Origin of the sequence: Lysinibacillus sp. GbtcB16 (assembly GCF_019091145.1) — a bacterium.
GTDB classification, from domain to species: domain Bacteria; phylum Bacillota; class Bacilli; order Bacillales_A; family Planococcaceae; genus Lysinibacillus; species Lysinibacillus fusiformis.
Window position 1 is genome coordinate 284,781 of the sequence record NZ_JAGXJV010000001.1, and the last position, 24,520, is coordinate 309,300.

Consider the following 24,520-nt stretch of genomic DNA (forward strand, 5'->3'; position numbering starts at 1 on the left):
GGAGCTATAGAAAATGAGCAACTATAAATTATTAACACCAGGACCATTAACAACTACTAAGACAGTCAAACAGGAAATGTTAAAAGATCGCTGTACATGGGATGATGACTATAAAAATGTGACACAAGTGATTCGCAAGCAACTCCTAAATTTAGCGCAAGTCGATGAGTCTGATTATACAGCAGTACTAATGCAAGGCAGTGGCAGTTTTGTTGTAGAGTCGGTGCTGACAACAGTTGTTGGTGAAGATGATAAATTGCTAATTATAACGAATGGCGCTTATGGTGAAAGAATTGCAGAAATGGCTCAAGTGTTGAGGTTGGCGCATGTCGTCTATAGTGTCCCTTATGATGAACAGCCATCATCATTAGAAGTTCAAGCTTTACTTGAAAAAGATGCAAGTATCACACATGTGGCGGTTGTACACTGTGAAACGACTACTGGTATATTAAATCCAATTGAAGAAATTGGAGAAGTTGTCTACTCTTTCAACAAAACATTTATCGTAGATGCTATGAGTAGCTTTGGTGGGGTACCAATGGATTTATCCAACTCACATATTGATTTTTGTATTAGTAGTGCAAATAAATGCATTCAAGGTGTTCCTGGCTTTGGGTTCGTCATTGCTAAGACAAAGGCGTTAGAAAAATGCAAAGGACAAGCACGCAGTGTAGCACTTGATTTATATAGTCAATGGGAAGTAATGAAAAAGGATGGAAAGTGGCGCTTTACTTCGCCGACACATGTAGTAGCGGCCTTTGCAAAGGCGTTAGAAGAGCTAGTGGAAGAAGGAGGAGTTAACGCACGTTACCAACGTTATGCAGATAATAATCAATTACTGCGTTCTCGTTTATCAGTACTAGGGTTCGATGCCTTTATTTCTGAAGAGCTACAATCACCAATTATTACAACTTATTTGTTCCCACATAAAGAGTTTTCTTTTGAACATTTTTATCAGGAGATGAAAAAGGCAGGATTTGTCATCTATCCTGGTAAGCTGACAGATGTAGATACATTCCGAATTGGTAATATTGGTGATATATATGAAGAGGATATGCAGGCCTTATGTGAAGTCATTGAAAATTATATGGTGGTGAAAAATAATGAGAATTGAAACAGTAATTTTGGATTGGGCAGGTACAGCAGTTGATTTTGGTTGCTTTGCCCCAGTAAATGTCTTTTTAACGATTTTTGAAGATGCTGGTGTAACAGTAACCCTTGAAGAAGCTCGTAAACCAATGGGCATGCTGAAGATTGATCATATTCGTACGATGCTTGAAATGCCAAGGATTAATGAAGAATGGAAACGAGTTCATCATCAGCATTTTTCAGAGGAAGATGTACATGTTCTATACAATCAATTTGAATCGAAGTTAATGGAGTCTTTGGCGACCTACACAGATCCTATTCAACATGTGATAGCGACCGTACAGCACTTAAGAGAAGCGGGTATTCGATTTGGTTCTACCACAGGCTACACTGATTCTATGATGGAAGTCGTAACAAAACATGCTGCTATGAAGGGCTATCAACCAGATTTTTTAGTGACTCCGACACAGGTGAGTGATAAGGGGCGGCCATATCCGTATATGATTTTTAGAAATATGGAGGCATTAGGATCGAAATCAACCAAACAAGTTGTAAAGGTTGGCGATACAACCTCAGATATAAAAGAAGCCTTGAATGCTGGTGTATGGGCTGTTGGTGTTATTATTGGAAGTTCAGAAATGGGACTAGCTGAAGAAGAGTTCTTAGCTTTAACGGCTGAAGAACAACAACAAGCCATTGAAAAAACAAAACGTATTTTTGAGAAGACTGGTGCACACTATACCATTGAAACGATGAAAGACCTACCTATATTAATTAATAAGATAAATGAAGAGCTTGCAAATGAAATGAACGAATAAAAATTGAGAACATAGAAAAAACAAACCTCTGCGTAAATGCTGAGGTTTGTTTTGTTGATGCGCTTTTAGTCACGCTCATATGGGATGGACTCCGGGATATCAGCAAATGGATTTTTTTCATTAATACGGTCATAAAACATGACACCGTTCAAATGATCTAATTCATGCTGAAACGCGATGGCAGACAAGCCTTTAAGGCGCATTTTCTTTTCTTCCCCATCTATTGTTTTAAATTTTACTGTAATGCGTGCATGACGTGGGACGTATCCAGGAACATTACGATCAACGGAAAGACAACCTTCTCCAGCAGAAAGGTATGTGTTTTCAACTGAATGGCTGACAATTTTGGGGTTTATGGCTACGAAGCTTAATTGTTCACCAGCATCATCTTGCAAATGAAGTGCAAACATACGCTGTAGACTATTTACTTGATTGGCAGCTAAGCCGATGCCGCTGCGTAAATTATATTTTTCTGCCATTTCAGGATCTTGGCTGTTAATTAAGTACTGAAGCATATCTTCAGCAAGTTGTCTTGTTTCATCAGATAAAGGGAATTTAACTTCCTCTGCTTTCGTGCGTAAAGTCGGATGACCTTCGCGGATAATATCATCCATTAAAATCATATAGTAATCTTCCTTTCATCTTTGTAGTGCTCTATTTATAAGTATACATCACGTCTAAAAACAATCACATGAAAAAAGACCTTATTTGAATATACTCAAAAAATTTTTCGAATGCTATTAGATTTTCTAGAATGGGGTATTCTACTATTGGAAAACCTGTTGGAAAACTTAAGAATTACAAGGCGTAAATATGGTGTTCTAATACAGATTTTTGATATTGGTAATACAGTATAGGACAGAGATAATTAAATGTTATTTTAGAAAAAATCTTTGTTTATAGCCGTAATATATGATTGACCGACAGTATTTTATTCAGTATACTGAGTGTCAAGAATAAGTTGTACTAGTCAAAAAGGTGATTTATTTTAATACAGCTGAAAGGGAGATGTGACAAATGAGCAAGAAAAACAATAATATTTTTGATGCTAAACAAACGCTAACTGAAATCGAAGATAAGTTTGAAATGTTTCAAATTTTGAATGAAGAAGGCGAAATTATAAATAATGAGGCAGATCCTAAATTATCGGATGAAGAATTAGTTGAACTAATGACACGTATGGTTTATACACGTATTTTAGACCAACGTTCAATCTCACTGAACCGTCAAGGCCGTTTAGGTTTCTATGCACCAACGGCAGGTCAGGAAGCTTCTCAGCTTGCTTCACACTTTGCATTAGAACAAGAGGATTGGATTTTACCAGGGTATCGTGATGTTCCACAAATCGTGTGGCATGGCTTACCTTTAGATAAAGCGTTTTTATTCTCTCGTGGACATTTTATGGGGAATCAAGTACCTGAGGGTGTAAATGTTCTAGCACCACAAATTATTATCGGTGCTCAATATATCCAAGCAGCAGGTGTTGCACTAGGTATTCAAAAGCGTGGGAAAAAAGCTGTTGCAGTAACCTATACAGGTGATGGTGGTTCATCACAAGGGGACTTCTATGAAGGTATTAACTTTGCCGGTGCATTTAAATCTCCAGCGATCTTCATTGTACAAAATAACCAATATGCAATTTCTACACCGCGTGAACTACAAACTGCTGCAAAAACAATCGCTCAAAAAGGTGTAGCAGCAGGTTTACCAAGTATTTTAGTAGATGGAATGGATGCGCTTGCAGTTTACGTAGCAACTCGTGATGCACGTGAGCGAGCTGTTAATGGTGAAGGTCCAACGTTAATTGAAACAATGTGTTACCGTTATGGCCCACATACAATGGCTGGGGATGACCCAACGCGTTACCGTACTTCTGATACAGATACTGAATGGGCTCAAAAAGACCCTCTTGTTCGCTTCCGTAAATACCTAGAAGCAAAAGGCTTATGGGATGAGAAGAAAGAAGAAGCAGTCATTGAGCGTGCTAAAGAAGAAATTAAAGAAGCCATCAAAAAAGCTGATGCTGCTCCAAAACAAAAAGTAACAGAGCTGATGGAAAACATGTATAAAGGCGAAATGCCATCTAATTTAAAAGAACAGTATGAAATCTATAAAGAGAAGGAGTCGAAATAACCTATGGCACAAATGACGATGATTCAAGCAATTACAGATGCACTTCGCACAGAATTAAAGAATGATGAAAACGTTCTTGTATTCGGGGAAGATGTAGGTGTCAACGGTGGGGTATTCCGCGCGACAGAAGGCCTACAAAAAGAATTCGGAGTTGACCGCGTTTTTGATACGCCGTTAGCAGAATCAGGTATTGGTGGCTTAGCAATCGGTCTTTCTCTACAAGGATTCCGTCCAGTTCCTGAAATTCAATTCTTCGGCTTCGTTTATGAAGTAATGGATTCAATCAGTGGTCAATTAGCACGTATGAGCTACCGTAGTGGCGGCGTATACAACGCACCAGTAACAATCCGTTCACCATTCGGTGGTGGAGTGCATACTCCTGAGATGCACTCAGATAGCTTAGAAAGCCTAATGACTGCACAACCAGGTTTAACGGTAGTTGTACCATCAACACCTTACGATGCAAAAGGTTTACTAATTTCATCTATTCGCAACGACAACCCAGTTATTTTCTTAGAACATTTAAAACTTTACCGTTCGTTCCGTGAAGAAGTACCAGAAGAAGCATACGAAATTCCACTAGGAAAAGCGGATGTAAAACGTGAAGGTAAAGATTTAACAATTGTTGCTTACGGTTTAATGGTTCATGAAAGCTTAAAGGCTGCAGAAGAACTTGAAAAAGAAGGCCACTCTGTTGAAGTAATTGATTTACGTACAATTCAACCAATTGATATCGAAACAATTATTGCGTCTGTAGAAAAAACAGGTCGTGCAATCGTTGTACAAGAAGCACAAAAACAAGCAGGTATCGCGGCAAATGTAGTAGCAGAAATTACTGAGCGCGCAATTTTAAGCTTAGAAGCACCTGTACTTCGTGTGGCTGCACCAGATACTGTGTACCCATTCCCACAAGCTGAAGGTGTTTGGTTACCAAACTACAAAGATGTAATGGAAACAGCGAAAAAAGTTTTAACATTCTAATGAAGCTTCTAAACTTGAACATCAGTAAATAGAAAGGATGGGTACACATGGCATTTGAATTCAGATTACCGGATATTGGCGAGGGAATTCACGAAGGCGAAATCGTGAAATGGTTCGTCAAGGCTGGAGATACAGTAAAAGAAGACGATATTCTTTGTGAAGTACAAAATGATAAAGCAGTAGTAGAAATTCCTTCACCAGTTGAAGGAACAGTAGAGGAAGTTTTAGTAGGAGAAGGAACAGTTGCCGTTGTAGGCGATGTTTTAATCCGATTGGATGCACCTGGCTATGAAGACTTAAAGCTAAAAGGTGATAGTCACGCTGAAGAGAAAACTGAAGCACAAGTTCAAGCAACTGCTGAATCTGGTCAGAGCGTAGAAAAAGCTCCTGTAAAAGAGGAGAAAGCGCCCGAGCAAGCACCTGAAAAAGCTGAAACAGTTGTTGATGAAACAAAACGTGTGATTGCGATGCCTTCTGTCCGCAAATTTGCACGCGATAACGACGTAAACATCCGTGAAGTAAAAGGTTCAGGCAAAAATGGTCGTATTTTGAAAGAAGATATTACAAACTTCTTAAATGGTGGAGGAACTGTTGACACTGAATCAGCAACTGGAGTGACAGTTGAAGAAGCGGTTCAACAAGAAACGACTACATCAGCAGCACCAGTTGTTCTTGAAGGGGAATTCCCAGAAACTCGTGAGAAAATGTCTGGTATTCGAAAAGCGATTGCGAAAGCAATGGTACACTCGAAACAAACGGCTCCTCATGTTACACTAATGGATGAAGTCGATGTAACAGCTCTTGTAGCGCATCGAAAAAAATTCAAAGATATCGCAGCTGAAAAAGGTGTTAAATTAACATACTTACCTTATGTAGTGAAAGCACTTATCTCAACATTACGCGAATTCCCAGAATTTAATCGCTCATTAGATGATGCAACACAAGAAATTATCCAAAAGCATTACTACAATATTGGTATTGCAGCGGATACTGAAAAAGGTTTACTTGTCCCAGTTATCAAGCATGCAGATCGCAAGTCTGTATTTGCAGTGTCAAATGAAATCAATGAGTTAGCGACTAAAGCCCGTGAAAGTAAACTTGCGCCACATGAAATGAAAGGTGCATCTATGTCTATTACGAATATTGGTTCTGCAGGAGGTCAATGGTTTACTCCAGTAATTAACCATCCTGAAGTAGCAATTCTAGGTATTGGTCGAATTTCAGAAAAACCTGTAATAAAAAATGGTGAAATTGTAGCCGCACCTGTGTTAGCATTATCATTGAGCTTTGATCATCGTATGATCGATGGAGCCACTGCGCAAAATGCTTTAAATCACTTGAAGCGTTTGTTAAGTGAGCCAGAATTATTATTAATGGAGGCGTAACAAAATGGTAGTAGGAGATTTCCCAATCGAAACAGATACTCTTGTCATTGGTTCAGGTCCTGGAGGATATGTAGCAGCAATTCGTGCAGCTCAAACTGGCCAAAAAGTAACAATCGTTGAAAAAAATGTACTTGGTGGTGTGTGCTTAAACGTAGGTTGTATTCCATCAAAAGCATTAATTTCAGTAGGTCACCGTTTTGAGCAAGCTAAACATTCAGATGACATGGGAATCATCGCTTCTGATGTGAAATTAGACTTCTCAAAAGCACAAGCATTTAAAGACAGCGTTGTTAAAAAATTAACTGGCGGTGTTGAAGGCTTACTTAAAGGGAACAAAGTTGAAATTGTACAAGGTGAAGCTTATTTCGTTGACGCTCATTCAGTGCGTATCATCAATGGTGAATCTGCTCAAACTTACACATTTAACAATGTCATTATTGCAACAGGTTCTCGTCCAGTTGAAATTCCTACATTCAAATTCACTGAGCGCGTACTAAATTCTACTGGTGCACTTTCTTTACAAGAAGTACCTGGTAAATTAGTAGTAATTGGTGGAGGTTACATTGGTACAGAGTTAGGATCTGCTTATGCAAACCTTGGCTCACAAGTAACAATTATTGAAGGCGGAAAAGATATTTTAGCTGGCTTCGAAAAACAAATGACTCAAATCGTGAAAAAAGGCCTTAAAAAGAAAGGCGTTGAAATCGAAGTAAACGCATCTGCAAAAGGCGTTGAAGAAACAGAAAACGGCGTAGTTGTAACTTATGAAGTTGGCGGAGAAGAGAAAAAAGTTGAAGCTGATTATGTATTAGTTACTGTAGGTCGTCGTCCAAATACTGATGAAATGGGCCTTGCTGAAATCGGTGTTGAATTCGGTGAACGCGGTCTAATCAATGTTGATAAACAATGTCGTACAAATATTTCAAATATCTATGCAATCGGTGATATCGTAGCTGGTCCTCAGCTTGCACATAAAGCTTCTTACGAGGGTAAAGTTGCTGCTGAAGCAATTGCTGGTGAAAAATCAGTTGTTGATTATCTTGCTGTACCTGCTGTATGTTTCACAGATCCAGAAATGGCGACAGTTGGTTACAACGAAGAACAAGCAAAAGCAGAAGGTATCGAGTACACTGCAGCGAAATTCCCGTTCGCAGCAAATGGTCGTGCTCTTGCATTAAACCAATCAGAAGGTTTTGTGAAGCTTGTTGCTCGTAAAGAAGATGGCTTACTAATCGGTGCTCAAATTGTAGGTGCTGGTGCATCTGATATGATCGCTGAAATGGGCTTAGCAATTGAAGGCGGAATGACAGCTGAAGACATCGCATTAACAATTCATGCTCACCCAACATTAGGGGAAATTACAATGGAAGCTGCTGAAGTATTACTTGGCAACCCAATTCACATTGTAGCAAAAAAATAATGTAAAACCGTTTAAACGGCTATAAAGCGAAATGCTTTGTAGCCGTTTTTTGTATATTATCTATAATTTTGTTAAAGTAAATATATTGTTACGAATATTCGAAAATATTTGGGGTGATCATAATGGAACTAGGCTTAAAGGGGAAAGTAGCAATTATAACAGGATCGAGTAAAGGCATTGGCTATTATACGGCCATGCAACTTGTTAAAGAGGGTGCACAGGTTGTACTTTGTGCACGTGGAGAAAAACAGCTACAGGTGGCCGCTGGGTGTATTAAAAACGAAACAGGTGTAGATGTTTTAATTGTTCCAACAGATATTACTAAGGAAAAAGATTGTAAGAATCTAATTGAGCGTACGGTCGAACATTTTGGACACGTTGATATTCTCATTAATAATGCTGGGACAGCATCAGCAAATCCTTTTGAATCGGTGAGTAGTGAGCTGTGGCAAGCAGATTTAGATTTAAAGGTATTTGGCGCTATACATTGCTCAAAATATGCAGCACCATATATGCGTAAGGCTGGTGGGGGTGCAATCGTGAATGTGACTGCGGTGATGGCTAAGACGCCTCCTGCTAGCTCGCTTCCTACGACTGTCAGCCGTGCTGCGGGACTTGCTTTGACTAAAGCGATGAGCAAGGATTTAGGAAAGGATAATATCCGCGTAAATTCCGTATGTATTGGGCTTATTCGAAGTGATCAAATCGAAAAGAAATGGAAAAAGGAAGATCCAAGTTTATCGTGGGAAGACTATTCTCGTAAAGTAGGGCAAGCTATTCCACTTGGTCGTGTAGGTGATACGCAAGAAGCGGCCAACGTTATTACATTTTTAGTATCTGATGCAGCAAGTTATGTTACGGGGACTTCATTGAATATTGATGGTGGCTCTGGTCACGCATTATAGAGAAAAATCCACTATACTTCCATTGATAGAATGTGTAGTGGATTTTATGATTATCCTTCTTCATTAATCAGAACATTTTTACCACGCATTTTCATGAGCAGCGGTATAAGTAACCACGAAATAGCAGCTACTAAAAATAGTAATGATAATGGCTTTGCTACAAAAATAGAAAAGTCACCATTGGATATAGTTAATGCACGGCGCATATTATTTTCAATCATTGGCCCTAGCACAAGTGCAAGTACTAAAGGTGCCACTGGATAGTCATTTTTGGCAAATAGATAGCCGAGCACACCACAAGCTAATAACAAAAATAAATCAAAAGTGGCGAATTGTACGGCATACACACCAAAAATTGAAATTGCGACAATAATGGGCAATAAATATTTTTTCGGTGTTTCTATGATTTTTGCAAAAATACGAACGAGAGGCATGTTTAATGCTAATAACATTAAATTTCCTATAAACATACTGGCAATTAATCCCCAAGCGACTTGAGGATGCTCATCAAATAATAATGGACCTGGCTGAATATTATACATAATAAGTGCACCCATTAAAATAGCCGTTGTACCTGAACCGGGAATGCCTAATGTTAGCAAGGGAATCATTGCACCGCCTGATGCAGCATTGTTCGCTGATTCAGGTCCTGCAACACCTGCAATATGACCTTTTCCAAATTTCTCAGGTGTTTTACTGAATTTCTTTTCGGTAATATAAGAAAAGAATGAGGCAAGTGTTGCGCCTGCACCAGGTAATACGCCAATAAAAAATCCTAGTAGTGAACCGCGAGCAATAGGAATAGCGCTTTCCTTTAAATCCTGCTTTGTTGGTAATACACGATTAATCTTTGCTAATTGACCATCTTCTTCATCTCTTTCGAGTATCGTTTTAAATACTTCCCCTAACGCGAATAAACCAACAGCAATTGTTAAAAATTCAATACCCGAGAATAGCATAGGCTGACCAAATGTAAAGCGTTCGATACCAGATACGGCATCGATACCAACTGTCCCGAGCATCAGCCCTAAGGCTGTCATAATTAAAGCTTTTGTAATTGAGCGGCCTGCAAGTCCACTTACTGCAGCAAGCCCTAGTAGCATTAATGAAAAGTATTCTGCTGGTCCAAATTTAAGTGCTAATTTTGATAATGGATTCGCTAATAGTATTAGTCCAAGTAATGCTATAACACCAGCACAAAATGAACCAATGGCTGCAATGGAAAGAGCACTTCCAGCACGGCCTTGCTTAGCCATTTGGTAGCCATCCAATGTTGTAACAACTGATGAGGATTCACCAGGTGTATTTAATAGAATCGAAGTTGTTGAACCGCCATACATGGCTCCGTAATAAACGCCTGCAAGTAAGATAATTGAGCTTGTAGCGGCTGCCTCCGTAGGTAATCCCGCTGTAATGGTTGCTGTTACTGGGATTAATAAAGCAACGCCGCTCATTGGACCTATGCCAGGAAGGACACCAACCGCTGTTCCAATTATGACACCGACAAGAGCGAATAATAGATTTTGCCATTGAAAAGCAATAGCAAATCCATCCGCTAAAAATTGCAATGTCGACATATGTTCACTCCTTTACATTAAAAAGTTGGGAAGCTAGGCAATGAACCGCCTAGTAAACTTGTAAATAAATAATAGACACCAAGTGAAAATCCAGCGGCAATAATAATTGAATAAATAAGCTTTGCTCGTTCCATCGTTTGGAAGCTAATACATAAAAATAAAAACGTTGTGATCACATAGCCTATTTTTTCTAAGAAGAATACATAGGCAATCGCACTACCAAAAATGATTAAAAATTTTTTGAGCTCAGTAGAGGAGGTTTTAGAAGGTGCAGTGGGTCCTCCTGTGATTCTCTCCCTTACAGCATTTTTCCATGATTCATAAAATAATTGAAGACTTAATAAACCTAAAATAATACCTAAACCTAGTGGAAATATTTTAGGGCCGACTGTAGATCCATAAGCACTATCAGAAATTTGCGTTGCTTGAAAGATAAATAAAATGCTAACAGCTAATAGGATAATGCTAAATGTTTTATCAAATATGTAATTCAATCGTTTACACCTCCGTTGATAATAAATGTAGGTTGCACAAGTAGATCTTATAGGAAGGAAATACTTGTGCTCTTTTTCAACACAGTCAATTCTTTATTTTTGCATACCAAGAGCTGTCAGTAGTTCTACGATGATTTTATTTTGATTGTCTAAATATGTTGTAAATTCCTCTGCATTGCGATATTCAGCTTGCCAGCCATTACGTGTCACCTCAGCTTGCCATTCTTCTGATTCAGACATTGCTTGTAATTTTTCGGACCAGTAAGTAACCGCATCTTCACTCATATTTTTGGGGCCAAAAATACCACGCCATATAGTAAATTCTTCATCAATACCAGCCTCTTTAAATGTAGGAACTTCTGCTAACTCACCTTCTAATCGTTCAGAGGAACTTACGGCTAATACGCGCACATCTCCTGATTTAACATAAGTAGCGATTGTGGAAGCATCTGTTGCAATGACATCAGCGTTGCCGCCTAGTAATGCGGTTACAGCTTCACCACCACCATCGTAAGAAACGTATTTAATTGTTTTTAAGTCTATACCGGCTTTATAGGCGGGGATAATCCCTACTAGATGATCCATAGAGCCTGGTGCAGAGCCACCTGCTAACGTAACATCTTTTGGGGAATCTTTTAGGGCCATTAATACATCTTCAAGCGTTTGGAATGGCGAATCCATTTTAACAACGATTGCACCATAGTCACGCGTTAATTGTGCTAAAGGCGTAGTATCCTTGTAGCCAAATTTACTATTTCCTTCAGCTTTTTCATGATTAATAAGAATTGGCGGTGATTTAACCATTAACATATAATTATTACTTGCTTCCTTTGTAGCAAATGTTGCCATAAAGGCAGCGCCACCACCACCAGGCTTGTTTTCGACTTGAATCGATTTATTAATTAAACCTGTATCATTCATTGTTTTTGCTACTGCACGAGCTGTTAAATCCCAACCACCGCCCGCACCTGAAGGAGCAACAATGGTGATATTACTTTTCGGATAATTACTTGCTTGCTTTCCATCAGCTGTTTCTCCATTTGATGAAGAACAACCAACTAAACTAGTAAATAGTAAGCCAGCTATCATAACTTTTGAAATCTTCCTCCACATAAAAATCCCCCTTAAAAATAAAATGATAGCGCTATCAATCGAGCGCTATCATAACTATAACTTATATCAGAATTGTTAAAATATTGTGGTGATATTGTGGATTAACGTCATTTTGTTCATAAAGTTTATGGGAAAATAAAGTATCGTCGTTCAGGGCGACCAACTGTGCCATAAGTTAGCTCAATATAGGCCTGCTTTTGTGTGACTAAAAATTCTAAATAACGGCGAGCAGTGGAACGACTTACACCAATATTTTTCCCTAACAGTTCAGCTGTACTACCACCTTTCATTGTACTTAAATAGTTGATGACATGATTCATCGTTGTTAAATCAATGCCTTTTGGTAATAGTAGCTGTGTATCTTCAGAGATGGATGAAGTCACTTTTGGCCAAAGGTATTGAAGCTTTTCTTGTGTAAATTTCTCATTATTTTGGAGTAGCAGATGTTTGTAACGGAATTTTTCTATACTTTCTTTTAATTGATCAAATGTAAATGGCTTCAAAATATAGTCTGTAACATTTTTCCGATACGCTTTTTGTACAATGTGAGCCTCTGTGGCAGCGGTAATCAAAATAATGCTACTGATTGGACTAATTGTATTGATTTTATCAATTAAATCCACGCCTAATATATCTGGTAAAAATACATCGAGTAATATTAGCTGTGGTGAAAATGATTGTAGCCAATCTAAAGCTTCTTCTCCAGTGTTTGCACAAGCAATTACTGTAAATCCTTCAATTTTATCTAAAAAACGACGATGTACGTCTGCTACACGTACATCGTCTTCAATTACTAGTACTTCAATATTAGTCATTGTTAAAAATCCCCCTTTTACTAATAGATACGATAAATAGGGCACCTCCTAAATCGCCTTCCCCAAGAGCGAGTGTGCCATTTAAATCCTGGATGCTGGAAATTACTTTCCTTAACCCATAGCCTCGATGCTTCCTATCTTTTGTAGAAATATTTTCTGAAAACAATACATCTAGTTTTTCTTGCGCGATGCCATTGCCAGAATCCTCGACCTCAAAAATGATTTCTTCTCCATTATCAAATATAAAAAGCCTTACTATAGGCCGTTGCTCTTTATTTCTTTCGACCTCCTCAAAAGCATTGGTTAGTAAATTACCCATAATCGAAATAATAAGACCTTTTTCTATATTTTCAGGAAAGATATCTAAATAACTATCCTCATCAAATATCAGCTGAACCTTTAATTCACGCGCACGATTAAAAAATCCGATAATTAAACCATTTAAAAATGGGTCTTTAACACGATTTGTAATAAATTGTGTTAAAGAGGAATGTCCTTGTACCTCTTTGTGAATAATTGTTAAAGCCTCATCGGATGCATTTAATTGAATAAGGCCAGAAATGGTATAAAGGATATTATTAAACTCATGTGTTTGTGCACGTAAAGCTTCTGTATATTGTTTAACTTGTGATAATTCAATCGCCATTTGCTCAATTTCTGATTGTAGCCGGAAACTTGCTACAGCACCGACAATTTTACCCTTCACCTTCATAGGAACACGGTTGACAATAATTTCATCACCGTTGACAATCATCAATTTATCAAGCTGTTTTTCACCATTCATCAATACATTCAGTAGATGTGTATTTGGGATATGTTGCTTAATATTCTCGCCAATAATAGAAGCAGCATCGGGTAAATTTAAGATATTGGCGGCGGCGTTGTTTAGCGTTGTAATTTCACCTTTATCATTGACCGTAATAATAGCTTCCCGCACGGATTCTATTAAAGTATTTTTTTCAGTTAATAGATTGGCAATTTCATTTGGCTCCAAATTAAAAATTTGCTTTTTAATATTCCGAGATAAAACAATGGAGCCGATAATACCGATGATGAGTGCAATAATGATCGTATAAAAAATATTATCCAAATATAAAAAATATAAGTTATCTAATTCACTCGTTAAATAACCAATGGACACAACGCCTAAAATGGCTCCATTCGTATCAAAGATAGGCGCTTTCCCACGAATAGATTGTCCCATTGAACCATCGGCAATTGAAACATAAGATTCACCGTTGATCAATGCTTTGTCGTTATCATCACCAACCATCGATTTGCCAATACGATCGGCGAGAGGGTGGGTGTAGCGAATGCCATTTTTATCACCGATTACAACATACGTGGCTTTTGCAGCGTCCATAATCTCATCGCTAATTGTTTGCAGACTTTTTGATGGGTTGTCAGTGTGAAAGGCTTCTATAACGTCGCCCCTACTAGCAGTTGTTTCCGCCAAGTATAGTGCTCGGTTACCAATTTGTGTTTGCAGTGCATCAGAAATGGTTACGTAAAAGAGTAAACCAGCTAAAGTGACGATAAGAAAAATTAAAAAGCTACTGTAATAAGCAAAGCGAGTTTGGAGTTTTAATGTTTTAAGGATAATAGAAGATCCCACCTTATTGTGTATTATGGAAATTATAGTATTATTTGAAAAATGAGTATCTTTTGTAATTTCAGATTATATATAAAATTTCTGAAATTTGCTAGCTAGTGATGAAAAATTTAAAAGCGATAGGTAGTGGATATTCATTTTAGGGAAAGAACGCTATTTGAATAGTCCGAGTGATAAATTACCCTAAATATCGATGAAAACACTATATATGTATACATGTGATTTTTGGGAATATGGAACTTAGCTCTTTTTGATGCTGATTATTATTTTTCTAAAATTACAATAGACAGAAAATTCCTACAGATGTAGAATGAACGATATAGGGGGTGAAAAGTAGCGAAATGTTGAACGAAAATTTTGCTGCACTGTTGTTGCGAGTTGTTCGGATTATTGTTCAAATTGGCATACTGACCATTTTTTATTATATGGGAGTAGGAATTGTTACTTATTTACACATACCGCTTCCAGGGAGTGTCATTGGATTACTGTTACTAGTACTTTCACTCATTTTTAGAATCATTAAGGTTGAATATATTCAAGATGGAGCAAGTTTTTTAATTGGCGTTTTAACGTTGTTTTTCATACCAGCAACAGTGGGCGTTATTGATTACCCAGAACTCATGTCAATTACTGGCTTGCTTATCATTCTAGCCGTTATTGCTAGTACATTAATCTCTATTTATGTCACAGGTTTACTGACGCAACTAATTGAGAAGAAAGAATTAAAGAAAAAGGAAGAAACGGAGTCTATTGTTGAAGAGGGAAAGGGTGAGTTAACGGTTGATTGAAGCAATTGTTGTCCTGAGCACCATCATGATGTTCATATTATTTACGAAGCTTTATCAGCGATTTCCGCATCCTATTATGATTCCTTTAGTCACGACTACTGTTGTTAGTGCAGTGATTTTACTAGTATTTAATATTCCATATTCTACATATATGGTGGGTGGAGAATGGCTTCAGAAAATGCTTGGGCCAGCTGTAGTCGCACTTGCCTATCCTCTTTATAATCAACGAGCTATTATTATCAAATATAAATATTCTATTTTATCAGGACTATTCATCGGCATGGTGACAGGATTAGTGACCATTTTCGTGCTGTTAAAATGGATTGGTGTAAAATCTAGTTGGATGTTGACAGCCTTGCCTAAATCTTTAACGACCCCTGTTGGAATGCAGGTCAGCGAAACAATAGGGGGTATTCCGCCACTAACAGCTGTTTTTGTCATGATAGCAGGGTTTGTAGGAGCTATTATTGGTCCTTTAGTTATTAAGTATGGCAAAATCGACTCGGCCGTTAGTAGAGGAGTGGCAGTGGGCAGTGCCTCGCATGGTGTAGGACTTGTAAAATTAAGGGAATACGGAGAACAGGAATTATCAGTTGGTTCATTATCAATGGGATTAACAGCTATAATAGGGGCATTTTTCTGCCCATTATTTGTGTATTTATTTTTATGAAAATTTTCACTTTAGGAGTTGTCTCAACTGGTTAGAGACAACTCATTTATTTTTTTTCAATAATGAATTGAATGGTATGGGCTAGTCCAGTGTGTAACGCTCCTTCATGGCGTATTTGCTCACCTGTAAAGAAATGGATAATTTTGTGTGACTCACACCATTGCAGGACATCTTTTGGATCATATAAAAAATCAAGCTGCTGTGGACCACCAGACGCATAGGGGAGCTGATAAATAGAATATAATTCCATCATAATCCGTCCGCCTTGCTTCACTGAATCGATAATCTTTTGGATGACTGCCTGCTGTTGTTGCAATGGAAAATGACCAAAAATCATAATAGCCGCATCATATTTCTCCACAGGAAGCTCATCCAGTAGTAAATCGGTTAGCCTAGTTTGAACTGTTACATGCTGTTTCTGGGCTAATTGCTCTGTTTTCGCAAGACCACTTTGTGCATAGTCATAGGCAGTAACAGTATGGCCCCTAGAGGCTAAAAAAACAGCATTGCGCCCTTCACCTTCAGCATAGGCTGCGATATTAGGGCATTCTTTCAAAAAAGATACATATTCTTTAATAAAGGTATTTGGTTGTTCACCATAAACGTATTCAGATTCTAGAAAACGTTGATTCCATGTATTCATGAATCATTCCTCCTTTTCTCTATTGTAGATAATGTGCATTTGTTATTCTAACTTTTAGCTTATAAAATCAACTAATAAATGCTCGTTGCATATTTAATTGCGATCTATTTTGTAATAAATAATACGGATGATTTTGAAAACCGTTTAAAGAAATTAAGGGAACAGCATCACTATACTCAGAATGAAGTGGTAGAGTATTTAAATATTTAACGACAGGCTGTGTCTTAATGGGAATTAGGAAAAGGTTATCCTGATATAGATAATTTCATTAAATGGGAAAGGGAAATTTTCTAAAGTAGCTACGGTTTCCGTTAAAACAGTTGGAGATTTTTTATGGCAATATGGGTAGTTAGCTTTTCCAAATTTATTGATATTAACCTCTGCTTCTTATAAATAATGAAAAAGCTAGCTCTTCAAGAAGAGCTAGCTTTTAAGATTAAATAATAGGTTTTCGTTCTTTAATAACACGAATCGTTTTTAATGTTGAATCCTCTGGTCCCTGAACGGGTAAACCCGCCTCAATATTCATTTGAATATAATGAATATTTTCTTGAGTAATTATTTCCCCGGGAATAAAAATTGGGATTCCAGGAGGATATACCATAATAAATTCTGCACAAATACAGTTATCTGCTTCAGCAAGTGGAACTACCTCAGTATCAGCATAAAATGCATCACGGGGTGACATAGCTAGCGCTGGAATATCTGGGACATTCACGACAGCTTCTGTGATAGCCGCTTCCGAATCAAACGCTTTTGACATACGAGATAATGCATTTACTAAAAGATTAATTTCTTTTTTCGTATCTCCTAATGTCACTAAACATAAAATATTGTAAAGGTCAGACAATTCTACTTCGATATTGGCATTATAACGTAACCATTCCTCAGCTCTATGCCCAGAAATACCCAAATCCTTGACGCTAATAAGAAGTTTTAAAGGGTCCATATCATAAGTAGCGGATGAATGTAGTTTTTCCTTGCCTGCACATTTTAAATGTGGGATTTGGTTGATTCGTTTACGTGCATCCTTTGCTAAACGTAATGCATCGTCAATTAAATCATATCCGTGAATCGCTAATTGACGTCGAGCTGTGTCAAGGGAAGCGAGCAATGGATAAGATGTAGATGTCGTTGTTAGCATAGAAAAAACAGCTTGTACACGTTTTGCTGAAACAAGTCCTTCACGAACATTTAAAATGGATGTTTGTGTCATAGAACCACCAAGCTTATGAACACTTGTAGCAGCCATGTCGGCACCTGCCTCCATTGCTGAATAGGGAAGGTCATCATGGAATTTAATGTGTACACCATGTGCTTCATCTACTACTACAGGAATATCACGGCTATGAGTGATTTCGACAATGCGTTTTAAATCTGCTGTGAAGCCATAATAAGTCGGATTAATAACTAGCACAGCTTTTGTATCAGGATAAGCATTTAATGCTTTTTCGACAGCCTCAGGGGATATGCCATGAGAAATCCCGTATTCACTATCGACTTCAGGATGAATAAAAATTGGAATTGCACCAGCGAAAACTATCGCCGACATAATAGATTTATGGACATTCCGCGGCACTAGAATCTTATCACCTGGACCAACGACGGTCAGAATCATCGTCATGATGGCGCCACTAGTACCTTGAACGGAAAAGAATGTATGATCAGCACCAAAAGCTTCTGCTGCAAGATTTTGCGCTTCTTTAATAGCACCCTTTGGTGAATGTAAATCGTCTAGTGGAGCAATATTAATTAAATCAATTGATAAAACGTTGTCGCCGACGAATTCTCGGAAAGCAGGGTCCATCCCTTGCCCTTTCTTATGGCCTGGAATATGGAACTGAATAGGATGTCTGTTCCGATGTTTAAGTAATACGTCGAACAATGGAGTCTCTAGTTGTGACAACGCAGGTACCACCTCACTTTAAATTATCTAAGAAAACAAATGAATTATAGCACCTAACGACACGAAAAAATAGACTTTTCATAAAAAATAAAAGGATTTTTTAAGGATATCGAGAAATTAATACCGAATGAAAGGGGAGGTATTATGAGTTGGAATACACGGGTGACAGAGCTTTTACAAGTGAAATACCCAATTATTCAAGGCGGTTTAGCGTATTTAGCCTATGCTGATTTAGCGGCGGCTGTGTCGAATGCTGGAGGGTTAGGTCAAATCACAGCTATGAGTTTACGAAACCCTGACTTATTGCGAGCGGAGATTCATAAAGTACGAACATTAACAGATAAGCCTTTTGGCGTAAACTTTGCTATAGGTATGCATGGTACAGGCTATGAGGAAATGGTTCGCGTTGCAGTGGAAGAAGAGGTACCTGTTGTGACGATGACAGGTGGTAATCCTGCACCCATTTTTGATTTATTAGCAGGCACAGATATTAAAAAATTAGTACTTGTAGCTGCACGTAGACAAGCGCAAAAAGCTGAACAGCTTGGAGCAGATGCTGTAATGGTTGTTGGACAAGAGGGTGGCGGACATCTTGGTAGGGATGATGTAGGTACGATGGTGCTCGTCCCACAGGTTGTTGATAGTGTGAAAATCCCAGTGATTGCTTCAGGTGGAATTGGCGATGGCAGAGGCTGGATGGCTGCCCATGCACTGGGAGCTGAAGGAATTGAAATGGGTACTCGTTTTATTGCAACAAAGGAATGTGTTGATGCTTCTGCAGCTTATAAAGAGGCACTAATAGCAAGCACAGAGGCTGATACGACGATCATAAAACGTTCTATCGGTGCACCAGCTCGAGCTTTACGTAATGAGTTTACGGCAAAAATTTTAGAAATTGAAGAAAAAGAGCCATCCTATGAAGCGTTAAAGGAATATATAAGTGGTTCAGCGAATAAGCGTTTTATTTATGATGGTGAACAAGAACAAGGTTTTGGTTGGGCTGGACAAGTGACAGGGATGATTCATGATATTCCTACTGTTGAGGAATTAATCAATCGAATGGTTGCAGAAGCGGAAAGTATCCGGTTAAAATGGGGGCAATAATGTAAAGGTGGTTTTGTCGAATGGAATATTCTTATCCGTTTTCAACAGATTGGTCTACAGAGGAGATTGTGGATGTTGTTCAATTTTTTGAAGGAATTGAACAAGCTCATGAAAAGGGCATCAAGCGTGAGGTCATGATGGCTAAATATCGTCGTTTTAAGGAAATTGTTCCTTCACAAGCAGAGGAAAAAACAATATTTCGTGAATTTGAAGAAGCGAGTGGCTATATAAGCTATCCTGTTGTTAAACAAACAAAAGAAGCCGCAGATGGTACAATGATAAAAATAGCCCCTAAAAAAAATCGATAAAAAAGTGGATGTGAGAACAACTCACATCCGCTTTTTATTTTGTTGTGTTAAAAAACGACATTCTGCATACACTACTTCAACAAATAACATGAGGTTAAAGCTTATTTTAAATCTTTACCAACAATGACGTTGTAAAAAGGTAGTAAGCTGTTGAATGTTTGCTCGGTTAACTGGTGGAATTCACTGGCTGATAATTTTATTGCTTGCTCTTTTGGGATATGACGACCAATTAAAAACTCACCTTTTTTTACATCTCGCAGACGTAAAAGTAGTGCCTCAAGCTTGTCTTCTTTCGATTCTTCAAGTGAAATGGCCTCTGGGGACATATGGTCACCTGACACAATAAAGTCACCAGATAGCTGCTCAAATAAGGATTGATGAGCGAGTAAACGTTCAGCCATCACATTTTTTTGAGGAGCTTCATAAATAATAGCTAAGACGATGAATAAATGTGAGTGCCATAGACCAATCTGAAAGTGAGGCAATGATTTATAACCTCTTTTATATGGTGCAAAGGCAACCCAACTATCTTTTGGAGGGTTGACAGTTCTTCTAGCGTGTTTGGCAACATGAGAGAAGAATTCTTCACCTAGCTGGCTTGAGAAATAGGCAGCAAAATCAACACCAAGCTGATGGAATTTTGGGCGTACATGATCGTTTAATGCATCCATTCTTTGTTCTAAACCGTCTATTTTAAAAACATTAAAATCTTTGTTTGTCCACTTTATTTTTGGCAATTTTATTTTGCTCCTTTCGTTTTATAAGGTTTATTTTACGCTGATTTTGGGAAAAAATCTTATAACAAGAACTTTATCAAATATGAGAAGTTTTTGTAAAAAAAATAAAAAAAGGAAGTGTTTTTATGAAACCAATCGTAAAAATTATACGTAAAGTTGACATTGAAAAGCAATATGAACACATTTTACAATTAGAATTAGATTATGAATTAGCTTCGCTTTTTGCAGCGATGAATGAAAAAAATGATATTGAAATTGAAAAAAGTAAAAAACGTCTTGGAGAAATCCAGATGGAACTTGAAAGCTTCCACGCCTATGCGTAATCAAAATCTTATACCCATTTAAAAAATCACTTGCTGAATATTCCGACAGCAGGTGATTTTTATTGTGACAAAGGGTAAAATAGATACTATATCATAGCGTAAAGAATTTCAGTATTTCTTGAAGTTCATGTTGTATATCGCAATAAAGACAATGGACAAGGTAAAATTTATGAATAAAGCGTGAGGAAAGTAAAGGCTTTTTCTTATATTCGAAGGGTGGGTTTTAATTGGATTTACAACAAATGGATGAATTTGCGAAAAGTATAATCTTTGAAGCTGGAAGGCGTATTCGAGAAGCCTTTTCGTATAATTTAGTGATCGAGACAAAATCAGGTGCCAATGACCTGGTAACAAATATTGACCGAGAGACCGAGTTATTTTTTATCGACCAAATTAAAGCTTTTAATCCAGCCCACAAAATTTTAGGCGAAGAAGGAATGGGGGAAAAGGTAGAGTCATTAGATGGTGTAGTTTGGATTATTGACCCTATAGACGGCACGATGAATTTTGTTAAACAGCATCGTCACTTTATGATTTCTATTGGTATTTTTATTAATGGGGTAGGTAAGTTAGGGTACATATTTGATGTCATGCGCGAGGATTTATTTTATGCGATTGAAGGCCAAGGCGCATGGTATAACGATTCTCCACTGCGGAAGCTTCAATCTGTTACGATGGAGGAATCAGTCATTGGTATCAATGCACATTGGGTAGCTCCTAATCGACATATTCATCACGAAAAGGTCATTGAGATGGTCCGCAAAGTTCGGGGCACACGTTCCTATGGCTCGGCTTGCATGGAAATCGCATTTGTTGTTAGTGGTAAGTTGGATGCCTATGTTTCCATGCGTCTATCACCGTGGGATATAGCAGGTGGTACCATTATTGCTCAAGAGGTCGGGGCCATTGCCACAAACTTGCACGGAGAAGGCTTTGACTTCTTACATCAAGATACTTTTATTATCGCCAATCCTTCCATTCATAAAGAATTATTGGAAAAATATATTGTACCTTATGAATAAAAAGGAGCCGTCTATTTACTAGACAGCTCCTTTTTTTAACTACAGTAACCCTTGCATACGTAGTTTACGCTTCATTTTAAAGGCTGTCATGAAAATGACACAAGTAGCCACAATACCCGCTATTGCACCAAATACACTACTAGCCGCCACAGAATAGCCAATTGAGCACATTGCTAATACAGCTGCTAATGCATAAATAGCCATTACGAATTTTGCACGATTCATAGCCTAGCCTCCTATATAAAAAATTTATAAATGATATATATTTTTTAGAATGATGTAAATTCTAATAAGGACATTTCTATCCTTCTTGTGCTATAATATCACAGTTAAACATTCGAAAAAAGAATATGGAGTGGAATAATGACAAACTTACGTCAAGATCTTCGCAATATCGCAATAATCGCCCACGTTGACCATGGTAAAACTACCTTAGTCGACCAATTACTAAAACAATCAGGTACATTCCGTTCAAACGAACGTGTTGAAGAACGTGCAATGGACTCTAATGATATTGAACGCGAACGTGGTATTACGATTTTAGCTAAAAATACAGCAGTAAACTATGAAGGAACTCGTATCAACATCCTTGATACGCCTGGACACGCTGACTTCGGTGGTGAGGTAGAACGTATTTTAAAAATGGTAGACGGCGTTTTACTAGTTGTCGATGCGTATGAAGGTTGTATGCCTCAAACACGTTTCGTATTGAAAAAAGCATTGGAACAACGTCTAACACCAATCGTAGTCGTAAATAAAGTAGACAAAGATTCAGCTCGTCCGCTAGAAGTAGTAGATGAAGTACTTGAATTATTTATCGAGTTAGGTGCAGATGACGATCAATTAGACTTCCCTGTTGTTTATGCTTCAGGTGTAAATGGTACAGCTTCTTTGGACGCTGATCCATCTAAACAAGAAGAAAATATGAAATGTCTATTTGAAAAAGTTATTGAATCTATCCCAGCACCAGTTGATAACTCAGAAGACCCATTACAATTCCAAGTAGCTTTACTTGACTATAATGACTTCGTTGGACGTATCGGAATTGGTCGCGTATTCCGTGGAACAATTTCTGTAGGTCAACAAGTTGCACTGATGAAGTTAGACGGTACAGTGAAAAACTTCCGTGTAACAAAAATCTTTGGTTTCTTCGGTTTAAAACGTGAAGAAGTAGAGACAGCAAAAGCTGGTGATTTAATCGCCGTTTCAGGTATGGAAGATATCAATGTAGGTGAAACAGTTTGTCCTGTTGAGCACCAAGAAGCGCTTACACCATTACGTATCGATGAACCAACTTTACAAATGACGTTCTTAGTAAACAACTCTCCATTCGCTGGTCGTGAAGGGAAATGGGTTACTTCTCGTAAAGTAGAAGAGCGTTTACGTGCTCAATTACAAACGGACGTATCTTTACGTGTTGAAGATACTGATTCTCCAGATGCTTGGACAGTTTCAGGTCGTGGTGAGCTTCACCTTTCAATCCTTATTGAAAATATGCGCCGTGAAGGTTTCGAATTACAAGTATCTAAACCTCAAGTAATCGTGCGTGAAATCGATGGCGTAAAATGTGAACCATTCGAACGCGTTCAAATCGATGTACCGGAAGATAATGTTGGTTCAATTATTGAATCAATTGGTACACGTAAAGGTGAAATGCTTGATATGGTAAATAACGGCAGTGGCCAAGTTCGTTTAACGTTCTTAGTACCAGCTCGTGGTTTGATCGGTTATACGACTGAATTCATGTCGATGACAAAAGGTTTTGGTATTATCAACCATACGTTTGATTGCTACCAACCATTACTACCAGGTAAAATTGGTGGACGTCACCAAGGTGTACTAGTTTCTATGGAAACTGGTAAATCAACAACTTATGGTATGATGCAAATTGAAGATCGTGGTACACTGTTCTTAGAGCCAGGTACAGATATTTACGAAGGTATGATCGTTGGAGAAAATACTCGTGACGCTGATATCACTGTAAACATCACAAAAATGAAACAAAAAACAAACATTCGTTCAGCAAATAAAGACCAAACGAATGTTATTAAAAAACCACGTATTTTATCTTTAGAAGAAGCACTTGAATACCTAGGTGATGATGAGTATTTAGAAATCACACCAGAATCTATTCGTCTGCGTAAAAAAATTCTAGATAAAAATGAACGTGAGAAAGCAGCGAAAAAATTACGTAACGCAGAACAATAATTTTCGCTGACATGAAAGGAAGAGGAGTCTTGGATATTAAGTCCGCTTTATTGGGTGAACTAAATGTTATTCAAGTTGCTGCACAGACAAGTTCCGAGGAAACAACAAGAGTTTTTGGAAGAATGGCGGGTATAACGAGATTTTTATATGAAAATTTACCAAGCTATGAAATTGCAGGCTATGTTGTATTTCTTCTTGTATTTGCACTTTCTGCCATTGTCTATAAGCTAGGCTTTGCCAAGAAATTAAAACTATCTCAAAACATTATTATTTATGCGTTCCTCTTTGTAGGTTGTATCATGCTAACATTCTTTGCTCTATTCTTGCCAATGATTGAAGGATTGATTGTAGCCGCCTTAATTTTAATAGTTTATAAAACAAGATTATGGCGTGAAAAAAGAGAAGAGCAACAAGCTGCCAATCAATAAAAGGTAGTACGTATTTTATAATAAGAACTTTTATCGTTTAT

General features: G+C 37.8%; 25 protein-coding genes. 15 read left to right on the forward strand and 10 right to left on the reverse strand.

Annotated elements, in window-relative coordinates:
* Positions 1-13 precede the first annotated feature (13 nt).
* Both phnW and phnX read left to right on the forward strand, forming a co-directional pair.
* On the forward strand, positions 14-1,114 hold the full coding sequence (gene phnW / locus KVT27_RS01390) for a 2-aminoethylphosphonate--pyruvate transaminase (protein WP_217580534.1): 1,101 nt from the start codon (positions 14-16) through the stop codon (positions 1,112-1,114).
* Positions 1,104-1,907 carry a phosphonoacetaldehyde hydrolase gene (gene phnX / locus KVT27_RS01395; RefSeq protein WP_080709371.1) on the forward strand — a complete coding sequence of 268 codons (804 nt, stop codon included), beginning with the start codon at positions 1,104-1,106 and terminating at the stop codon, positions 1,905-1,907. The genes phnW and phnX overlap by 11 nt, the downstream gene beginning before the upstream one ends.
* A 65-nt stretch (positions 1,908-1,972) precedes the next feature.
* Here phnX and def read toward each other — a convergent pair whose 3' ends face one another.
* Complete coding sequence (def, locus tag KVT27_RS01400; RefSeq protein ID WP_036123661.1) at positions 1,973-2,530, reverse strand: peptide deformylase; 558 nt, start codon at positions 2,528-2,530, stop codon at positions 1,973-1,975.
* A gap of 394 nt (positions 2,531-2,924) precedes the next feature.
* Between def and pdhA the strand changes: the two genes are divergently transcribed.
* The 5 genes from pdhA (at position 2,925) to KVT27_RS01425 (ending at position 8,731) form a co-directional block, all read left to right on the forward strand.
* On the forward strand, positions 2,925-4,040 hold the full coding sequence (gene pdhA / locus KVT27_RS01405) for a pyruvate dehydrogenase (acetyl-transferring) E1 component subunit alpha (protein ID WP_036123664.1): 1,116 nt from the start codon (positions 2,925-2,927) through the stop codon (positions 4,038-4,040).
* 3 nt (positions 4,041-4,043) lie between these two features.
* Complete coding sequence (locus KVT27_RS01410) at positions 4,044-5,021, forward strand: alpha-ketoacid dehydrogenase subunit beta (RefSeq protein WP_008174017.1); 978 nt, start codon at positions 4,044-4,046, stop codon at positions 5,019-5,021.
* Positions 5,022-5,068: 47 nt separating this feature from the next.
* Positions 5,069-6,406 (forward strand): dihydrolipoamide acetyltransferase family protein, encoded by a 1,338-nt coding sequence (locus tag KVT27_RS01415; protein ID WP_036123666.1) that lies wholly within the window; start codon positions 5,069-5,071, stop codon positions 6,404-6,406.
* 4 nt (positions 6,407-6,410) lie between these two features.
* A complete protein-coding gene (gene lpdA, locus KVT27_RS01420; RefSeq protein WP_036123668.1) occupies positions 6,411-7,826 on the forward strand; it encodes a dihydrolipoyl dehydrogenase in 1,416 nt (471 codons plus the stop codon).
* A gap of 122 nt (positions 7,827-7,948) precedes the next feature.
* Positions 7,949-8,731: an SDR family NAD(P)-dependent oxidoreductase gene (locus KVT27_RS01425; RefSeq protein WP_036123669.1), complete on the forward strand. Its 783-nt coding sequence runs from the start codon at positions 7,949-7,951 to the stop codon at positions 8,729-8,731.
* 50 nt (positions 8,732-8,781) lie between these two features.
* Here the strand turns inward: KVT27_RS01425 and KVT27_RS01430 are convergent, their stop codons facing one another.
* The 5 genes from KVT27_RS01430 to KVT27_RS01450 form a co-directional block, all read right to left on the reverse strand.
* Positions 8,782-10,308, reverse strand: coding sequence for a tripartite tricarboxylate transporter permease (locus tag KVT27_RS01430; RefSeq protein WP_150908060.1), 1,527 nt, complete (start codon positions 10,306-10,308; stop codon positions 8,782-8,784).
* A 17-nt stretch (positions 10,309-10,325) separates the two neighbouring features.
* Complete coding sequence (locus tag KVT27_RS01435; RefSeq protein WP_217580544.1) at positions 10,326-10,802, reverse strand: tripartite tricarboxylate transporter TctB family protein; 477 nt, start codon at positions 10,800-10,802, stop codon at positions 10,326-10,328.
* A gap of 93 nt (positions 10,803-10,895) precedes the next feature.
* The gene (locus KVT27_RS01440; protein ID WP_036226269.1) at positions 10,896-11,915 is read right to left on the reverse strand and encodes a Bug family tripartite tricarboxylate transporter substrate binding protein; all 1,020 of its coding nucleotides are present in this window, start codon (positions 11,913-11,915) and stop codon (positions 10,896-10,898) included.
* A gap of 125 nt (positions 11,916-12,040) precedes the next feature.
* Positions 12,041-12,730, reverse strand: a complete 690-nt coding sequence (locus KVT27_RS01445; RefSeq protein WP_217580547.1) for a response regulator — start codon at positions 12,728-12,730, stop codon at positions 12,041-12,043.
* Positions 12,723-14,345, reverse strand: a complete 1,623-nt coding sequence (locus KVT27_RS01450) for an ATP-binding protein (protein WP_217580549.1) — start codon at positions 14,343-14,345, stop codon at positions 12,723-12,725. Before KVT27_RS01450 ends, KVT27_RS01445 begins: the two co-directional genes overlap by 8 nt.
* A 338-nt stretch (positions 14,346-14,683) precedes the next feature.
* Here KVT27_RS01450 and KVT27_RS01455 point away from each other — a divergent pair, with 338 nt between their 5' ends.
* Together KVT27_RS01455 and KVT27_RS01460 are read left to right on the forward strand one after the other, a co-directional pair.
* Complete coding sequence (locus tag KVT27_RS01455) at positions 14,684-15,130, forward strand: CidA/LrgA family protein (protein WP_052059810.1); 447 nt, start codon at positions 14,684-14,686, stop codon at positions 15,128-15,130.
* Complete coding sequence (locus KVT27_RS01460; protein ID WP_036123681.1) at positions 15,123-15,800, forward strand: LrgB family protein; 678 nt, start codon at positions 15,123-15,125, stop codon at positions 15,798-15,800. The genes KVT27_RS01455 and KVT27_RS01460 overlap by 8 nt, the downstream gene beginning before the upstream one ends.
* Before the next feature lie 46 nt (positions 15,801-15,846).
* Here the strand turns inward: KVT27_RS01460 and KVT27_RS01465 are convergent, their stop codons facing one another.
* On the reverse strand, positions 15,847-16,443 hold the full coding sequence (locus tag KVT27_RS01465; protein ID WP_036123685.1) for a class I SAM-dependent methyltransferase: 597 nt from the start codon (positions 16,441-16,443) through the stop codon (positions 15,847-15,849).
* 436 nt (positions 16,444-16,879) lie between these two features.
* Positions 16,880-18,349: an aminotransferase class I/II-fold pyridoxal phosphate-dependent enzyme gene (locus KVT27_RS01470; protein ID WP_036123694.1), complete on the reverse strand. Its 1,470-nt coding sequence runs from the start codon at positions 18,347-18,349 to the stop codon at positions 16,880-16,882.
* Between the two features lie 144 nt (positions 18,350-18,493).
* Between KVT27_RS01470 and KVT27_RS01475 the strand changes: the two genes are divergently transcribed.
* Together KVT27_RS01475 and KVT27_RS01480 are read left to right on the forward strand one after the other, a co-directional pair.
* A complete protein-coding gene (locus KVT27_RS01475; RefSeq protein ID WP_036123697.1) occupies positions 18,494-19,453 on the forward strand; it encodes an NAD(P)H-dependent flavin oxidoreductase in 960 nt (319 codons plus the stop codon).
* Between the two features lie 20 nt (positions 19,454-19,473).
* A complete protein-coding gene (locus tag KVT27_RS01480; protein WP_036123700.1) occupies positions 19,474-19,761 on the forward strand; it encodes a UPF0223 family protein in 288 nt (95 codons plus the stop codon).
* A gap of 101 nt (positions 19,762-19,862) precedes the next feature.
* Here KVT27_RS01480 and KVT27_RS01485 read toward each other — a convergent pair whose 3' ends face one another.
* Positions 19,863-20,498 carry a YktB family protein gene (locus tag KVT27_RS01485; RefSeq protein WP_217580551.1) on the reverse strand — a complete coding sequence of 212 codons (636 nt, stop codon included), beginning with the start codon at positions 20,496-20,498 and terminating at the stop codon, positions 19,863-19,865.
* 125 nt (positions 20,499-20,623) lie between these two features.
* Between KVT27_RS01485 and KVT27_RS01490 the strand changes: the two genes are divergently transcribed.
* Positions 20,624-20,821: a hypothetical protein gene (locus tag KVT27_RS01490; RefSeq protein ID WP_008173987.1), complete on the forward strand. Its 198-nt coding sequence runs from the start codon at positions 20,624-20,626 to the stop codon at positions 20,819-20,821.
* Between the two features lie 227 nt (positions 20,822-21,048).
* The gene (locus KVT27_RS01495; RefSeq protein ID WP_008173986.1) at positions 21,049-21,843 is read left to right on the forward strand and encodes an inositol monophosphatase family protein; all 795 of its coding nucleotides are present in this window, start codon (positions 21,049-21,051) and stop codon (positions 21,841-21,843) included.
* A gap of 39 nt (positions 21,844-21,882) precedes the next feature.
* On the opposite strand, the gene KVT27_RS01500 is transcribed toward KVT27_RS01495, so the two are convergent.
* The gene (locus KVT27_RS01500; protein WP_008173985.1) at positions 21,883-22,068 is read right to left on the reverse strand and encodes a DUF5325 family protein; all 186 of its coding nucleotides are present in this window, start codon (positions 22,066-22,068) and stop codon (positions 21,883-21,885) included.
* 138 nt (positions 22,069-22,206) lie between these two features.
* Here KVT27_RS01500 and typA point away from each other — a divergent pair, with 138 nt between their 5' ends.
* Together typA and KVT27_RS01510 are read left to right on the forward strand one after the other, a co-directional pair.
* Complete coding sequence (typA, locus tag KVT27_RS01505) at positions 22,207-24,051, forward strand: translational GTPase TypA (RefSeq protein WP_036123708.1); 1,845 nt, start codon at positions 22,207-22,209, stop codon at positions 24,049-24,051.
* Positions 24,052-24,080: 29 nt separating this feature from the next.
* Entirely contained in the window at positions 24,081-24,479 is a 399-nt protein-coding gene (locus tag KVT27_RS01510) for a YlaH-like family protein (protein WP_025113802.1), read from the forward strand.
* Positions 24,480-24,520: the final 41 nt, after the last annotated feature.

What these genes read in the sequence shown, in the direction of transcription:
- phnW (WP_217580534.1), top strand. Translation starts at nt 14, where the DNA reads ATGAGCAACTATAAATTATTAACACCAGGACCATTAACAACTACTAAG.
- phnX (WP_080709371.1), top strand. Translation starts at nt 1,104, where the DNA reads ATGAGAATTGAAACAGTAATTTTGGATTGGGCAGGTACAGCAGTTGAT.
- def (WP_036123661.1), bottom strand. Translation starts at nt 2,530, where the DNA reads ATGATTTTAATGGATGATATTATCCGCGAAGGTCATCCGACTTTACGC.
- pdhA (WP_036123664.1), top strand. Translation starts at nt 2,925, where the DNA reads ATGAGCAAGAAAAACAATAATATTTTTGATGCTAAACAAACGCTAACT.
- KVT27_RS01410 (WP_008174017.1), top strand. Translation starts at nt 4,044, where the DNA reads ATGGCACAAATGACGATGATTCAAGCAATTACAGATGCACTTCGCACA.
- KVT27_RS01415 (WP_036123666.1), top strand. Translation starts at nt 5,069, where the DNA reads ATGGCATTTGAATTCAGATTACCGGATATTGGCGAGGGAATTCACGAA.
- lpdA (WP_036123668.1), top strand. Translation starts at nt 6,411, where the DNA reads ATGGTAGTAGGAGATTTCCCAATCGAAACAGATACTCTTGTCATTGGT.
- KVT27_RS01425 (WP_036123669.1), top strand. Translation starts at nt 7,949, where the DNA reads ATGGAACTAGGCTTAAAGGGGAAAGTAGCAATTATAACAGGATCGAGT.
- KVT27_RS01430 (WP_150908060.1), bottom strand. Translation starts at nt 10,308, where the DNA reads ATGTCGACATTGCAATTTTTAGCGGATGGATTTGCTATTGCTTTTCAA.
- KVT27_RS01440 (WP_036226269.1), bottom strand. Translation starts at nt 11,915, where the DNA reads ATGTGGAGGAAGATTTCAAAAGTTATGATAGCTGGCTTACTATTTACT.
- KVT27_RS01445 (WP_217580547.1), bottom strand. Translation starts at nt 12,730, where the DNA reads ATGACTAATATTGAAGTACTAGTAATTGAAGACGATGTACGTGTAGCA.
- KVT27_RS01455 (WP_052059810.1), top strand. Translation starts at nt 14,684, where the DNA reads ATGTTGAACGAAAATTTTGCTGCACTGTTGTTGCGAGTTGTTCGGATT.
- KVT27_RS01465 (WP_036123685.1), bottom strand. Translation starts at nt 16,443, where the DNA reads ATGAATACATGGAATCAACGTTTTCTAGAATCTGAATACGTTTATGGT.
- KVT27_RS01475 (WP_036123697.1), top strand. Translation starts at nt 18,494, where the DNA reads ATGAGTTGGAATACACGGGTGACAGAGCTTTTACAAGTGAAATACCCA.
- KVT27_RS01480 (WP_036123700.1), top strand. Translation starts at nt 19,474, where the DNA reads ATGGAATATTCTTATCCGTTTTCAACAGATTGGTCTACAGAGGAGATT.
- KVT27_RS01490 (WP_008173987.1), top strand. Translation starts at nt 20,624, where the DNA reads ATGAAACCAATCGTAAAAATTATACGTAAAGTTGACATTGAAAAGCAA.
- KVT27_RS01500 (WP_008173985.1), bottom strand. Translation starts at nt 22,068, where the DNA reads ATGAATCGTGCAAAATTCGTAATGGCTATTTATGCATTAGCAGCTGTA.
- typA (WP_036123708.1), top strand. Translation starts at nt 22,207, where the DNA reads ATGACAAACTTACGTCAAGATCTTCGCAATATCGCAATAATCGCCCAC.